Annotated in this window: 16 protein-coding genes, 1 tRNA gene and 1 other RNA gene; 9 read left to right on the top strand and 9 right to left on the bottom strand. The window is 64.1% G+C overall.

All coding sequences use genetic code 11. The annotated features are described in order from the left end of the window. Positions 1–32: 32 nt before the first annotated feature. The 3 genes from FMM02_RS10255 to thiE form a co-directional block, all read right to left on the bottom strand. On the bottom strand, positions 33–668 hold the full coding sequence (locus tag FMM02_RS10255; protein ID WP_147494747.1) for a M23 family metallopeptidase: 636 nt from the start codon (positions 666–668) through the stop codon (positions 33–35). 10 nt (positions 669–678) lie between these two features. Further along, on the bottom strand, positions 679–1,809 hold the full coding sequence (locus tag FMM02_RS10250; RefSeq protein ID WP_147494746.1) for a L,D-transpeptidase family protein: 1,131 nt from the start codon (positions 1,807–1,809) through the stop codon (positions 679–681). 114 nt (positions 1,810–1,923) lie between these two features. Beyond that, the gene (thiE, locus tag FMM02_RS10245; protein ID WP_147494745.1) at positions 1,924–2,589 is read right to left on the bottom strand and encodes a thiamine phosphate synthase; all 666 of its coding nucleotides are present in this window, start codon (positions 2,587–2,589) and stop codon (positions 1,924–1,926) included. Positions 2,590–2,624: 35 nt separating this feature from the next. Here thiE and FMM02_RS10240 point away from each other — a divergent pair, with 35 nt between their 5' ends. Next, the gene (locus FMM02_RS10240; protein WP_147494744.1) at positions 2,625–3,023 is read left to right on the top strand and encodes a hypothetical protein; all 399 of its coding nucleotides are present in this window, start codon (positions 2,625–2,627) and stop codon (positions 3,021–3,023) included. 7 nt (positions 3,024–3,030) lie between these two features. Here FMM02_RS10240 and FMM02_RS10235 read toward each other — a convergent pair whose 3' ends face one another. Beyond that, a complete protein-coding gene (locus FMM02_RS10235) occupies positions 3,031–3,918 on the bottom strand; it encodes a fructose bisphosphate aldolase (protein ID WP_147494743.1) in 888 nt (295 codons plus the stop codon). Between the two features lie 95 nt (positions 3,919–4,013). Between FMM02_RS10235 and FMM02_RS10230 the strand changes: the two genes are divergently transcribed. Continuing rightward, positions 4,014–4,781: a flavodoxin family protein gene (locus FMM02_RS10230; RefSeq protein ID WP_187107766.1), complete on the top strand. Its 768-nt coding sequence runs from the start codon at positions 4,014–4,016 to the stop codon at positions 4,779–4,781. Positions 4,782–4,960: 179 nt separating this feature from the next. Further along, positions 4,961–5,779, top strand: a complete 819-nt coding sequence (locus FMM02_RS10225) for a L,D-transpeptidase family protein (protein ID WP_246104773.1) — start codon at positions 4,961–4,963, stop codon at positions 5,777–5,779. 3 nt (positions 5,780–5,782) lie between these two features. Here FMM02_RS10225 and FMM02_RS11240 read toward each other — a convergent pair whose 3' ends face one another. Genes FMM02_RS11240 through tkt form a run of 4 tightly spaced genes read right to left on the bottom strand, consistent with a single transcriptional unit; the run spans position 5,783 to position 10,193 of the window. Beyond that, positions 5,783–5,929: a hypothetical protein gene (locus FMM02_RS11240; protein ID WP_187107765.1), complete on the bottom strand. Its 147-nt coding sequence runs from the start codon at positions 5,927–5,929 to the stop codon at positions 5,783–5,785. Between the two features lie 60 nt (positions 5,930–5,989). Continuing rightward, the gene (locus tag FMM02_RS10220; RefSeq protein WP_147494742.1) at positions 5,990–7,198 is read right to left on the bottom strand and encodes a phosphoglycerate kinase; all 1,209 of its coding nucleotides are present in this window, start codon (positions 7,196–7,198) and stop codon (positions 5,990–5,992) included. Positions 7,199–7,203: 5 nt separating this feature from the next. After that, positions 7,204–8,211 (bottom strand): type I glyceraldehyde-3-phosphate dehydrogenase, encoded by a 1,008-nt coding sequence (gene gap / locus FMM02_RS10215; protein ID WP_147494741.1) that lies wholly within the window; start codon positions 8,209–8,211, stop codon positions 7,204–7,206. Further along, complete coding sequence (gene tkt, locus FMM02_RS10210) at positions 8,208–10,193, bottom strand: transketolase (protein ID WP_147494740.1); 1,986 nt, start codon at positions 10,191–10,193, stop codon at positions 8,208–8,210. Before tkt ends, gap begins: the two co-directional genes overlap by 4 nt. A gap of 145 nt (positions 10,194–10,338) precedes the next feature. On the opposite strand from tkt, the gene FMM02_RS11235 reads away from it, so the two are divergent. The 6 genes from FMM02_RS11235 to FMM02_RS10185 all read left to right on the top strand — a co-directional run bounded on the left by FMM02_RS11235 (position 10,339) and on the right by FMM02_RS10185 (position 12,895). Beyond that, on the top strand, positions 10,339–10,515 hold the full coding sequence (locus FMM02_RS11235; RefSeq protein ID WP_187107764.1) for a hypothetical protein: 177 nt from the start codon (positions 10,339–10,341) through the stop codon (positions 10,513–10,515). Then, entirely contained in the window at positions 10,508–10,822 is a 315-nt protein-coding gene (locus tag FMM02_RS10205; RefSeq protein WP_187107763.1) for a cell division protein ZapA, read from the top strand. Before FMM02_RS11235 ends, FMM02_RS10205 begins: the two co-directional genes overlap by 8 nt. A gap of 12 nt (positions 10,823–10,834) precedes the next feature. Continuing rightward, positions 10,835–10,988: non-coding RNA, 6S RNA (gene ssrS / locus FMM02_RS10200), on the top strand. Continuing rightward, positions 10,975–11,562, top strand: coding sequence for a 5-formyltetrahydrofolate cyclo-ligase (locus FMM02_RS10195; RefSeq protein ID WP_147494738.1), 588 nt, complete (start codon positions 10,975–10,977; stop codon positions 11,560–11,562). The genes ssrS and FMM02_RS10195 overlap by 14 nt, the downstream gene beginning before the upstream one ends. Beyond that, positions 11,559–11,771: a DUF2842 domain-containing protein gene (locus FMM02_RS10190; RefSeq protein WP_147494737.1), complete on the top strand. Its 213-nt coding sequence runs from the start codon at positions 11,559–11,561 to the stop codon at positions 11,769–11,771. The genes FMM02_RS10195 and FMM02_RS10190 overlap by 4 nt, the downstream gene beginning before the upstream one ends. A gap of 65 nt (positions 11,772–11,836) precedes the next feature. Then, a complete protein-coding gene (locus FMM02_RS10185; RefSeq protein ID WP_147494736.1) occupies positions 11,837–12,895 on the top strand; it encodes a cell wall hydrolase in 1,059 nt (352 codons plus the stop codon). A 47-nt stretch (positions 12,896–12,942) separates the two neighbouring features. On the opposite strand, the gene FMM02_RS10180 is transcribed toward FMM02_RS10185, so the two are convergent. After that, positions 12,943–13,019: transfer RNA gene (locus FMM02_RS10180), tRNA-Asp, on the bottom strand. Between the last annotated feature and the right edge of the window lie 18 nt (positions 13,020–13,037).

Genomic DNA, 13,037 nt, shown 5'->3' with positions numbered 1-13,037 from the left:
GGGCGGCTGGCCGCCCAATCTGGTCGCGGCCCCTAACGCGTCGCGGGCTTCCCGGCAAGCAGCGGATAGGGATTGATGGCCGTGCCTTCATGCCAACTCTCACCCGAAGCCATGCGGTTGATCGCGAAATGAAGGTGCGGCCCACCGGGGTTGGCATTGCCGGTTGCTCCAACAGTGCCGATCGGCGTGCCGCGGGTAATGCGCTGCCCTTCGCGAAGCCCGGGCGCATAGCGGTCGAGGTGGGCGTAATAGTAGATCCAGTTGCCGTCGTCGGATCGAACATAGGCGGTGATCCCGCCCCCGCCCGGGCTGTAGAAGAGTTTCTCAACTCGACCCGGCGCCGCCGCGACGACGGGCGTGCCGGTCGGCGCCATGATGTCGATCGCATCGTGCCGCCGCGCACCACCGGCGCGCGCCTGCGAAAAAGTATCGACCAATTGCTCGGCGTTCACCCCGGCGACCGGGATCGCCAGACCGGCCGGGCCGACCACCACGGTGCCGATCTCAAACGGTCCGGCTTCTCCCGCCGGGTTGATCGGTCGAACATCGGCGACGGCGATTTCCTCCGTGCTGCGACCGGCGTTGATCCCAAAGTAGAAGATCGCCGCAGCGCCCAGCAGAACAAGAGCGACCACCACCCACCCGATACGGTTGATGATCGCCGTCATCCGCGTCGCCTCAGGCCCTGAACACGGCCTTGGTGCCCGGCCGGATCATTTGCGCCAACCGTGCCGCGTCCCAGTTGGTGAGCCGGATGCAGCCGTTCGATTCCGCACGGCCGATGCGGCTCGGCTCATCGGTTCCGTGGATGCCATAATGTTCCTTGCTAAGATCCATCCACACCACCCCGACCGGGTTGTTCGGTCCGGGCGGGATTTCAAGCTTGGGGTCGGACTTGGGGACATTGGCCAGCAGCGCAGGGTCATAGTGCCAGGTCGGATGATAGGCATTGCCCTTGATCGTCCAGGTGCCGAGCGGCAGGGGGAACTGGCTCGATCCCATGGTTGCGGTGAACTGGGCCAGCAACTTGCCGTCCTCGCCGAGGACGCGAAGAACCTGTTCGGACTTGTCGACTTCGATGCTTGCAGCGGTCGGCTGATTGGTGCCGACGCCCAACTTCCTGAGCGTATCCGCCCATTGCGCGTCCTTGACCTTGGAGGCGTCGAACTGGTCGGCGCCGACGTTCGGAACGCGTAGCCGCATTCCGGCCTTGTAGGCGATCGTTGGCGCCTCCACGCTGTCGTTTCCGGCGGGCGCCGGCGAGGCCGAGCCGGTGAGTTCCGGATTGAGCTCCGCCAGCACTTCCTCGGTCGTATGGAACCGCTCCGCGAGCTTTTCGGCCAGCGATTCATATCCCATGCGGTTCAGCTTGGCCTGCGCCTTCCGATCCTCGGGGATATCGACGAACTCGTCGCTTGCGAACTCCGGCGGGATGGTGACGATGCGTGTTGCCGGGATCGACTGCCACTGGGAAAGCGCCTGGACCGTCGGTTCGTCCAGCTCTCCGGTCACGGTCAGGCCCCGCGATTCCTGGAAACCCTTGATCGCGTTGACCGTCGACATGCCCATCTTCCCGTCAACCACGCCGGGCGTGAAGCCTAGCCGGTCGAGTACCACCTGCGCCTGCATCAAGGGCCGCGGCCGGTCTTCGGCGACCGTCGGTCCATCCTGGTCGTTGGACGCCATCGGATCGACTGACTGGCCGGACTGGGCGGTTTCAGGCGCATTCTGCTGCTCGGACGTCTCCGTGACGCTGCATGCGGTAAGGGACAGGGCCGCAACGGAAGCGGCCAGGGCTACGCGGATCATGAAAAAATTCTCCGTCAGTATTGCCCGCCAAACAAGCGGGTTTCCCAACGAACGTTCGGCGTCCCCGAAGTTTCCGGAGGCGTTCCGCGCTGATGCCGGCTGCCCGGGACGCTGCTAGTCGCCCAAAACGTCTTCGAAAGCTGCGACCGCCGTTGCCGGGTCCTTGCTCCCCCAGACCGCGTTGCACACGGCAAGGAAGTCGGCACCCGCCGCGACCAGTGGCGCTGCATTGTCGGGGGTGATCCCGCCGATCGCGACGCAAGGGATCTCGAACAGCGACGCCCACCAACTAAGGATTGCCGGCTCCGGTCGATGCTGGCTCGGCTTGGTCAGCGTGTCGTAGAATGCGCCGAACGCGACATAGTCAGCACCAGCCTCCCCCGCTTCCATCGCCAGGTGCCGGCTCGCATGACAGGTCACTCCAATCTGTTTCGAGGGTCCCAGCTGCGCGCGCGCCTCTCGCGGGTCGCCGTCAGACTGGCCGAGATGGACGCCGTCGGCATCCAGCCGCTTGGCGAGGCTGACGCTGTCGTTAACAATGAACGCGACCCCGGCGGAGGCACAAATGTCGCGAAGCGGCTCGGCGAGCCTTGCAAGCTCATGCTGCTCCATCCCCTTTACGCGTAGCTGGAACGCCGCGACCGGGCCCGCGGACAGCGCGGCCGCAAGCCGCTGCGGGAAGTCACCGCCGACCGCCTGGGGGCTGATCAGGTAAAGCTGGCAGGGCTCAGTTCGCACCGGTGGCCGGAAACGGCTAAAGTCCAGTTCGTCGTCGTTCATGCGCGGTCCATTACGGCAAGTGGAAGAAAGGTCCAATGAGGAGCATCATTCTTGCACTCAGCGTGCTTTCGTCGCTCGGACTGGCGGCCTGCGCGACGTCGGCGAACGCACCGATTGGCGTTGGCGGGCCGATCCGAGGCGATGGCCAGGCGCGGCTGAACGAGCCGACCCGGGTCGGACCACTGGTCTTCACCCCGAAGGAAGTGGTCGAGGACAGCCGCTGTCCTTCCGGCGTGCAATGCGTCTGGGCAGGCCGGCTCGTCCTCCTTACCCGGATCGACGGGCCGGGGTGGAGACAGACGATTCCGCTGGCTCTGGGCGAAGACCAGCCTATCGGCGGTCATGTGGTTCGCCTGGCAAATGCCCGTCCCGCGCCAGTGGCGGGCCAGCCGATCGCACCCGGCACCTATATCTTCGCGTTTCAGCTTCGCTGACGAAAGCTCAGGACACCGACGCGGAGTAAATCTCGTCGATGGCGGTTCCCAACGCCCGATCGAACTGCTCCTCGTCCTGTTCCGCGCGCAGGTCGGACAGCAAGGCCCGGCTGAAGCTGGCGATCATGCCCGGGTTCTTCTCCAGCTCGGCGCAGGCCTGCTGGCGGCTGAAGCCGCCCGATAGCGCGACTACGCGCAGCACCTTGGGGTGGTCGACCAGCGGTTGGAACAGGCCGGCCTCCGCGGGAAGGGTCAGCTTCAGCATCACCTGTTGATCATTCTCCAGCCCGTCCAGCTGCCGGACGATTTCGCTCAGCAGAATGCGGTCGGCCGCATCGCGTTCGGGCGACTTGATCGACACTTCCGGTTCGATGATCGGCATCAAGCCCTTGGCAAGGATCCGTTTCGCCTCGTCAAACTGTTGCGCGACGACTGCGGCGATCCCCGCCTCATTGGCGAGATTGATGACCGAACGCATTTTGGTGCCGAAGATGCCCTTGGCATTTGCCCGATCGAGCAGCGCTTCGAGGTCGGGATTGGGCTTCATCAGCTGGACGCCGTCGGCTTCTTCTGCAAGGCCCTTGTCGACCTTCAGGAAAGGCACCACGCCGCGCGCCTTCAACGCATCGGGAACCGGCTGGCCATCGGCAGTGCCATCCATCGTCCGTTCGAACAGGATCGCGCCAAGCACCTTGCCGGTGCCGAAGCAGGGCGACGTGATAACCCGCTCGCGCATCTGGTGGATGAGCGCGAACATCTCTTCTTCAGTCGACCAGGCCTGTTCATCAACGCCATAAGCCTTGAGCGCGCCCGGCGTGGAACCGCCGGACTGGTCAAGCGCGGCAATGAACCCCCGCCCCGTTTTGATCTTTTCGCGCATTTCGGAGTTGGTCATTTCGGGTCCTCGGCACAGTGGAATCGACGGTTGGGGGCGCATTAGCCAGCCGCCCCCGGCGGCGCAACCGACCGACAAGCTCGCGAAGGACGATCATGCTCAGCCAAACCCAGGACAGGATCTGCCGCGAATGCGACCTCGATTTTTCGAACCTTTCGGCGGTGCTCGTCAACGCCAGCCTGAAGCCGGCGGGCGAGCCGTCGCATACCGACACGCTACTCGATGTGGTCGATGCGATTTTTTGCAGCCAGAAGGTCGAGGTCGAGCGGATTCGGCTGAGCAAGTACCGGCTGGCCCCCGGCGTCTATCCGGACATGCGCGAACATGGTTGGGCCTATGATGAGTGGCCCGACATTTCGGACAGGGTGCTTGGCGCCGACATCATCGTCCTCGGGACCCCGATCTGGCTCGGCGACATGAGCTCACTCGCCCGCGCATTCATCGAAAAGCTGTACGCCCATAGCAGCCAAACCAACGACAAGGGGCAATATGTCTTCTACGGCAAGGTCGGCGGCTGCGTGGTCACTGGCAACGAGGATGGCCTGAAGCATGTCGCCGCAGGCACGCTCTACGCGATGAGCCATATTGGCCTTACCGTCCCGCCACAGGCGGACTGCGGCTGGATTGGCGAAGCGGGACCCGGGCCTTCCTATGGTGACGAAAAGGAAGACGGATCGGGCCGGGTGGGTTTCGACAACCTCTTCACCCAGCGCAACACCACCTTCATGTCCTTCAACCTGCTTCACCTGGCAAGCATGTTGAAAGGGCAAGGGGGGATCCCAGCAGTAGGGAATGTCCGTAGCGAGTGGGACGCGGGCGAAAAGCCGGGATGGCCCAACCCCGAACATCGGAAGGACGGTTAGCGGCCGGGGAACCCCCGACCCACTTGGCCCATTAAGGACCTATGAATATCACAGAAAAATCATTGTCCGTCCGTAGTTTGATCTATTTGTCCATCGCCGCGGCAGTGCCATTTCCCACCGCTGCGCAGCCGGCATCTTTCCCCGATTTTTCGCAAAGAGAAGCGCGTTCCGCCGATATATTGAAAGCGCAGATCCTGCTGGACCGTGTCGGCCATTCGCCGGGCGTCATCGACGGCATGATGGGATCCAACACCAAGCGGGCCATCCGCGCGTATCAGCGCGCTCGCGGGATGGCGGAAACCGGCGCGGTTGGACCCGACCTGCTTGCCGCGCTCCAGTCCGAGCATGAGGGCCCGCTGCTGGTCCGCTATGAGATTAGCGCCGAGGATGTTGCCGGGCCCTTCGTATCGGTTCCATCGGACATGACGAGCCAATCGAAGCTGGACCGTCTCGGCTTTGAGAGCCCGGCCGAGGGCCTCGCCGAAAAATTCCATATGTCGCAGGCATTTCTGAAATCGCTGAACCCCGGCGTCAATTTCGGGGAAGCCGGCACGACGATCCTGGTCGTCGCCAACCAGCCGTCGGACTTGCCCAAGGTTGCGAAGGTCGAAATCGACAAGGCGGCATCCGAAGTCCGGGCGCTTGATGGCAACGGCAAGATTGTCGCCACCTATCCGGCGACCGTCGGCAGCGGCACTTTTCCTTCACCTAACGGGACGATGGAAGTCCGCGCGATCGCGCCCGATCCCAAATATTATTTCGACCCGTCAGGACGAGACTGGGGACCCGACCGCAACCTCACAATTGCCGCAGGCCCCAATAATCCCGTTGGTGGAACGTGGATCGACCTGTCGAAGGAAGGATATGGGATCCACGGGACGCCCGACCCTGCTCTTATCGGCAAGACCGCCAGTCACGGCTGTGTCCGGTTGACCAATTGGGATGCCGAGGAACTGGCCCGAGCAGTCGAGCCAGGCACGAAGGTCGTTTTCCTCTAGCGATCAGATCGTCTGCTTGGACACGTCCTCGTTACGAGGTTCGTCCTGTCCGCTCGGAGAAGGGTTGCCACCCTGCTTGACGGGGGCCTTGCCATCGGTGCGATCACGCTGCTCTTCGCGATTTTCTAGCTTGTTCTTTTCGCTGGTCACATTTTTCTCCTTTTCACGGAAGACTAACGAACCAGTGGCGCGCGGAGTTTCGGAAAATTCCTACGCCCGCCGGAGCGCGGCAACGCCCGGAAGAACGCGTCCCTCCATCCATTCCAGGAAAGCCCCGCCGGCGGTTGAAACAAAGCTGAATTCGTCGGCCACACCGGCATGGTTCAGCGCGGCGACCGTGTCTCCCCCACCGGCCACCGACACCAGGGTACCGCCCTCCGTGAGCGCCGCCGCGGTCCGTGCCAGCGCGACCGTCGCGGCATCGAACGGCGCAATTTCGAACGCCCCCAGTGGCCCGTTCCACACCAGCGTCCGGCACGTCTTCAACACGTCGGCCAATGCCTCGACCGCACTTGGCCCGACATCGAGGATCATCTCCTCCGGCGAGATTTCATGGACGTTGCACGTCCGCAAGCTCGGGGGGTTGGCGGCGAATTCGCCGGCGACGACCACGTCATAGGGAAGATGGATCGTGCAGCCGGCTGCCTCGGCCCGCTCGAAGATGCTCTCCGCTTCTCCCACCAGGTCCTTTTCGCACAGCGACTTGCCGACATCGACACCGCGCGCCGCAAGGAATGTGTTCGCCATGCCGCCGCCGATAATGAGATGGTCGACCTTGCCGACGAGATTGCCGAGCACCGCTAGCTTAGTCGACACCTTGGCGCCGCCGACGACGGCGGCGACCGGCCTCTCGGCCTGGCCGAGCGCCTTTTCGAGTGCGGCTAGTTCGGCTTCCATCGCGCGGCCGGCATAGGCTGGAAGCCGGTGCGCAACGCCCTCGGTAGACGCATGGGCCCGGTGCGACACGGAGAAGGCGTCGTTGACGTAAATATCGCCAAGCGCGGCTATTCCTTCGGCCAGCTCCGGGTCGTTCCGCTCTTCCCCGGCGTGAAAGCGCGTATTCTCGAGGATGCCGATCGACCCCGGAAGCATGATCGTGACGGCCCGCGCCGCCTCCTTGCCCGTGCAATCTTCGATGAAACGCACTGACCGGCCAGTAAGCTCGGCCAGCGGCTTGACCAGCAGCGCAGTCGACATGTCGGGCCGGCTGGCGCCTTTGGGGCGGCCAAAATGCGACAGCAGCAGCACAATGGCGCCCTTATCGCTCAATTCCGCGATGGTCGGGACTGCGGCACGAAGCCGCGTGTCGTCGCTAATCGCTCCGTCCTGCATCGGTACGTTGAGGTCGACGCGGACTAGAATCCGCTTGCCGGTCAGGTCGGCAGGCAGATCGTCGAGAGTCTGGAATCCGGCCGCCATGCGGGTCAGATCAGCCGGGCGATTGCGCCGGCCGTGTCGACCATGCGGTTGGAAAAGCCCCATTCATTGTCATACCAGCTGACCACGCGGACGAGCTTGCCGTCGATCACCGCGGTCTCAAGGCTGTCGATGGTCGAGCTCGCCGGCGAACCGTTAAGGTCGATCGAGACCAAGGGCTCGTCGGTATAATCGAGCACGCCCTTGAGCGGACCCTTGTCGGCGGCGGCCTTGAGCAGCTGGTTGACCTCTTCCTTGCTGGTATCGCGCTTGGGCGTGAAGGTGAGGTCTACGAGGCTGACGTTCGGGGTCGGTACGCGCACCGCCGAGCCGTCGAGCTTACCCTTGAGCTCGGGCAGCACCTCTCCCACCGCGCGTGCGGCACCGGTCGTGGTCGGGATCATCGACATGCCCGCGGCGCGCGCGCGCCGCATGTCGCCATGGATCTGGTCGAGGATCTTTTGGTCATTGGTGTAGGCGTGGATGGTGGTCATCAGCCCGCGCTCGATGCCGATCGCATCGTTGAGGACCTTGGCCACCGGCGCCAGGCAGTTGGTGGTGCACGACGCGTTCGACACGATCTTGTGATCTGCCGTCAGCTTGTCGTGGTTGACGCCAAACACGACCGTCAGGTCCGCTCCCTTGGCCGGAGCCGAGATCAGCACGCGTTTGGCGCCTGCGTCGAGATGCTTCTGGCCGCCTTCCTTGTCAGTGAAGAAGCCGGTGCACTCCAGCGCGATGTCGACGCCCATCTCGGCGTGCGGAAGCTTGGCTGGATCGCGTTCGGCAGTGACCTTGATGCGCTTGCCATCGACGATCATCGTGTCGCCCTCGGCTGTGACCGTGCCCGGCCAGCGGCCATGCACGCTGTCGCGCTGGAACAGCATGGCGTTCGCCTTGGCGTCGGCCAGGTCATTGATCGCGACCAACTCGAGCCCATGGTCGTCGCGGCTGAGGATGGCGCGGGCTACGAGGCGGCCGATGCGGCCAAATCCATTGATGGCGACTTTAGTCATGCGATTTCCCTCACCTTGAGATAGTCGAGCACGCGGCTCAGGATCTTGGGGGCGGTCAGCCCAAAATGGTCATACAGGTCCGTTGCCGGCGCCGAGGCACCGAACCGGTCGATGCCGATGCGCAGGCCATGAAGGCCGGTGTAGCGTTCCCAGCCAATAGTGGTCCCGGCCTCGATCGACACGCGCAGGATTTCCCGGTTCGACACATCGGGAAGGATGTCCTCGCGGTATGTGTCGGGCTGCTGGTCGAACAGGTCGGTGCTCGGCATCGATACAACGTCGGCGCCGATACCGTTCTCTTCCAGCCCCTGGGCAACGTCGAGCGCAATTTCGACTTCCGAACCCGTCGCGATCAAAATCACCTTGCGGGCCTTACCGGCGGCCCTGAGCCGATAGGCACCATGTGCGCAAAGGTTGGTACTGGCCGCCTCGCGGCGAAGCTGCGGCAAATTCTGGCGCGACAGAGCGAGTAGGCTTGGCCCCGCGTGCGCCAGCGCCGCAGCCCAACATTCCGCCGTCTCAACTGCATCGGCCGGGCGGAAGACCGTCAGGCCCGGCATCGCCCGCAAGCTTTGCAGATGCTCGATCGGCTGGTGGGTCGGGCCATCTTCGCCAAGGCCGATCGAATCATGGGTCATCACATGGACGACCTTCGCACCCATCAGGGCGCCTAGGCGGATCGCAGGGCGGCTATAGTCGGAAAATACGAGGAAGGTGCCGCCATAGGGCAGAACGCCGCCATGCTGGGCCATGCCGTTCATGGCCGCGGCCATCCCGAATTCGCGGATCCCGTAATAGATATAGCGACCGCCATAATTGCCTGCCGTCAGCGGGACGAGCGCCTTGGTCTTGGTATTGTTCGATCCCGTCAGGTCGGCCGACCCGCCGATCGTCTGCGGCAAGGCCGCATTGATCTTTTCCAGCGCCATTTCCGACGCCTTGCGCGTAGCCACCTTGGCTGGGCTGGCCAGCAGCTCGTCGATATAAGGCTGAAGCCAGCTGTTATCGATCTTACCGGCAAGCCGGTCGAGCAGCTCGCTCCCCCGGGCGCTGTTTTCGACCCGCTTGTACCAATCGGCGCGAGCCTTGGCTCCGCGCGAACCAGCGTCGCGCCAGGCCTGGGACACGTCGTCGGGGATTTCGAACGGAGGCATGTCCCAGCCCAGTTCCTTGCGCGCCGCGGCGACCTCGTCGGCGCCAAGCGCCGCGCCATGGGTTGCTGCCGTTCCCTGTTTGTTGGGGGCGCCATAACCAATGATCGTCCGGCAGCGGATCAGAGAAGGTCGCTCGTCGGCGATCGCTTCCTCGATCGCCTTGGATACCTTGGCGCTGTCCATTCCGTCGCATTCGACAGTATGCCAGCCCATCGCTTCATGGCGGGCGACAACATCTTCCTTACGGCTGAGGTCGGTCGAACCGTCGATAGTGATCTTGTTGTCGTCCCAAAGCACGATCAGCCGACCGAGCTTGAGGTGGCCAGCAAGGCCGACCGCCTCATGGTTGACGCCTTCCATCAGGCAGCCGTCACCGGCCACGACATAGGTCCGGTGATCGACCAGCTCGTCCCCGTAAATGGCATTGAGATGGCGTTCGGCAATGGCCATCCCGACAGCACTGGCCAAGCCCTGGCCAAGCGGTCCGGTAGTCGTTTCGACTCCGGCCATCATGAAGTTTTCCGGGTGGCCTGCGCAGGGACTGCTGATCTTCCGGAAGTTGCGGATGTCGTCCATCGTCGGCCGTTCGTAGCCGGTGAGGTGCAGCAGCGCGTAGATCAGCATCGACCCGTGACCCGCCGACAGGATGAAACGGTCGCGATCGGGCCAGTGGGGATAGGCCGCATCATATTTCAGATGGCGCGTGAACAAGGCGGTCGCCGCGTCGGCCATGCCCATCGGCATGCCGGGGTGGCCGCTATTGGCGGCTTCGACCGCATCCATCGCCAGAGCGCGAATGGCATTGGCGAGTCGACGTTGGGTGGCCATTGGATCTCCATGGGTCGGCCGGGGCTCCGGGATTCGGCTGGCCGATGGTTCCGTGCCTATTGTCGCCCGACCGCGCGGCGTCAACCTTGGCGGCCCATGCGGCCCTGCTTGCGGACTGACGGCAATATGCTACGCGGTCTTAGCCATGAGCATTAGGTCGTTGGAAGAAGCGATGGATCGCGCCGAACGCGCCTTGATCCGGATCGAGCACGCCGTCGAACGCCTGTCTATGGGGGACGACAAGGACCAGGTCCTGCGCGCCCGCGTGGCCGAAGTGCTGGCTGACCTCGACGATATCATCCGGGAGGCGGGTCGTGGCTGAAGTCGAACTGACCATTGCCGGTCGCCCCTATCGCGTCGCCTGCCGCAACGGCGAGGAAGACAATTTGCGCAAGGCCGGCGCGCTGGTCGATGCCAAAAGCCGCGAGGCGCTGGCGGGCCTGGGAACATTGAGCGAGTCCCGCCAGCTACTGTTTGCAGCGCTTCTTCTTGCCGACCAGCTCGTCGAAGGGCGCGACGTCGAGGTGCCCACCGGACCCGATCCCGAACTGGTCGAGCGCACCGACCGGCTTGCCGCGCGGCTGGAATCGCTTGCGGATGCCCTTGAGCGGCCGGCCCGGACCGACTAGATAGGTGAATGACGGGTACTGCCCGGTGCGCGCCTTGAGTTATCCCTGAGGCGATATAATCCCATTGGGAGCTGTCCCTGCCCCGGCCCTGGCCGGACGCACACGGCGCCCACCTGACGTTTGTGGCGTCAGAGGATTTCCGGCAAACGGCCATGGTGGTCCCGTCACATCCTACAACCGGCGACAAGCTCGCCCTCCGGCGCCAGGCTCGGCAGCATCGCCAAGCCTTTGTCGAAGCGCTTGATCCTGAAGCGAAATCCTTGCTCGAGCAGCAGCTGGCAGAACGTCTGAAACCACTGGTCAGCCAGTCGCGAATCGTCGGCGGATATTGTCCGATGCCGGCCGAGATCAGCCCGATTCCGGCGCTCGATGTCGCCAAGGCGGCAGGCGCGGTCATTGCCTATCCAGCTTTTTCGAGCCGTCATGAGCCGTTTCGCTTCCTTGCCGGGGAGCCGAGCCTGTCCGGCCTGTGGGCGACGCTGGAACCGCCGCTCACCGCGCCCCACGTCTTTCCTGACTTGGTCCTGCTGCCGCTTGTAGCAATCGACCGGCGCGGCACCCGGCTCGGCCAGGGCAAGGGTCATTATGACCGGGTCGTCGCCGACCTGAAGCGCAACGGCACGATGCTGATCGGTATCGGGTGGGCGATCCAGCTGATTGACGGGATAATCCCGGCGGACCCGTGGGACGTCCCGCTCGATGGCTTTGCATCACCCGACGGGCTGGAGATGTTCCGGTGACCGAACCCAGCTGGCGCAAACCCGCGGGCATTTTCGCGATCCTGCTGTTGATTATCGGCTGGGCGGTGTTGATCGCGTCGCTCGCCGGCTCGGTCGGCCGCTGGCCCGTGCTGCTCCAGGGAGCTTTCTATTTATTTGCGGGTCTTGCCTGGATCCTGCCGCTTAAGCCCTTGCTGCGCTGGATGGAAACCGGCCGGTTCAGGGCCTGATTCGCACCGTTCGTCGAAGGTTCATTGTAACCGCTGTATTGGCGCGGCAAGGCACCGCTCCCGACATGTCCAACCTGGTCTCCTTTCAGCCCTTGAGGCCGTGGCGCACACATCCGCGCGAAACGATCGGCATTGTCGTGCTCGCGACAATCGGATTGCTTGCGGTTGCCGGGTCCAGCGACGCAGCCCTTCCCGTAGATGGACCGGTGGCCGCGGCAGCCGAAGGGGTCAGGCCGCTGCCTGACCAGATCCGCGATCTCCCGCCCGAAACCGCGCTGCAGCTTAATGCCGCAATGCCGGTCGCGACCGGGCCCAATCCCGCCGCTTCGCCCTTCCTCCTGTCGGCTAGCGGTCAAGCCCGGGCGCGTGCACTCGAGTGCCTCACCAGCGCGATCTATTATGAGGCCGGACAGGAAAGCAGCGATGGGCAGCGCGCGGTGGCGCAAGTCGTGCTCAACCGCGTCCGCCACCCGGCCTTTCCCGACAGCGTTTGCGGCGTCGTCTACGAAGGCTCCACCCGCCAGACGGGTTGCCAGTTCACCTTTACTTGCGACGGGTCGCTGAACCGCGGCGCGGTCGCGCCTTTATGGCTGCGGGCGCAGAAAGTTGCCGAGGAAATGCTTGCCGGACGGGTCTTCGCGCCGGTCGGACATGCCACCCATTACCATGCGAACTACGTCGTTCCTTACTGGGCTTCGAGCCTCGCCAAGACCGCTGTCGAAGGCGCGCACATCTTTTATCGCTGGCAGGGCAACTGGGGCCGCCCCGCCGCGTTCAACGATCGCTGGTCAGGTCGGGAAGGCGATCCCGCAGCCTTGCGTCTCGCGGCGTTACGGACTCCACGCGCGCGCGCCGCACTGCCGGTCGCGGCGCCAGCGGTCGAGCAGCTTGCCCAGGCTGGCGCGAGAGTGACTAGCGAGGCCAATGGCCGGGTGCGCGTCCGCTTCACTCCGGAAGCCCGCGAGGCGGTCGAGAAGGTCAAGGTGACCCCTTATGTCGAGCGGGTCGCGGCGTCGGACAATCTTCGCTTCGCACTTGGCGGAGGGACGGCCGAGGCTGACCGTCCGCTGGGCCGTCCAGCCGACCTCGCGCCAAGCATGCCGGTCGCATCCAACGCACGTTAAGCGGGGCCGCCAAGTGGCGGTTTTCTCACTATTTTTGATGAAGCAAATGGCGCGAGTGACGGGGCTCGAACCCGCGACCTCCGGCGTGACAGGCCGGCGCTCTAACCGACTGAGCTACACCCGCGCTTTGGCTGTGGCGGGC

The sequence above is a fragment of the Sphingomonas xanthus genome, from assembly GCF_007998985.1.
GTDB classification, from domain to species: Bacteria; Pseudomonadota; Alphaproteobacteria; order Sphingomonadales; family Sphingomonadaceae; genus Sphingomicrobium; species Sphingomicrobium xanthum.
This window is presented reverse-complemented; position numbering and strand designations above follow the sequence as displayed.

What these genes read in the sequence shown, in the direction of transcription:
- FMM02_RS10255 (WP_147494747.1), bottom strand. Translation starts at nt 668, where the DNA reads ATGACGGCGATCATCAACCGTATCGGGTGGGTGGTGGTCGCTCTTGTT.
- FMM02_RS11235 (WP_187107764.1), top strand. Translation starts at nt 10,339, where the DNA reads ATGAGCATTAGGTCGTTGGAAGAAGCGATGGATCGCGCCGAACGCGCC.
- tkt (WP_147494740.1), bottom strand. Translation starts at nt 10,193, where the DNA reads ATGGCCACCCAACGTCGACTCGCCAATGCCATTCGCGCTCTGGCGATG.
- FMM02_RS10235 (WP_147494743.1), bottom strand. Translation starts at nt 3,918, where the DNA reads ATGACCAACTCCGAAATGCGCGAAAAGATCAAAACGGGGCGGGGGTTC.
- thiE (WP_147494745.1), bottom strand. Translation starts at nt 2,589, where the DNA reads ATGAACGACGACGAACTGGACTTTAGCCGTTTCCGGCCACCGGTGCGA.
- gap (WP_147494741.1), bottom strand. Translation starts at nt 8,211, where the DNA reads ATGACTAAAGTCGCCATCAATGGATTTGGCCGCATCGGCCGCCTCGTA.
- FMM02_RS10220 (WP_147494742.1), bottom strand. Translation starts at nt 7,198, where the DNA reads ATGGCGGCCGGATTCCAGACTCTCGACGATCTGCCTGCCGACCTGACC.
- FMM02_RS10185 (WP_147494736.1), top strand. Translation starts at nt 11,837, where the DNA reads ATGTCCAACCTGGTCTCCTTTCAGCCCTTGAGGCCGTGGCGCACACAT.
- FMM02_RS10230 (WP_187107766.1), top strand. Translation starts at nt 4,014, where the DNA reads ATGCTCAGCCAAACCCAGGACAGGATCTGCCGCGAATGCGACCTCGAT.
- FMM02_RS10250 (WP_147494746.1), bottom strand. Translation starts at nt 1,809, where the DNA reads ATGATCCGCGTAGCCCTGGCCGCTTCCGTTGCGGCCCTGTCCCTTACC.
- FMM02_RS10240 (WP_147494744.1), top strand. Translation starts at nt 2,625, where the DNA reads ATGAGGAGCATCATTCTTGCACTCAGCGTGCTTTCGTCGCTCGGACTG.
- FMM02_RS10195 (WP_147494738.1), top strand. Translation starts at nt 10,975, where the DNA reads ATGGTGGTCCCGTCACATCCTACAACCGGCGACAAGCTCGCCCTCCGG.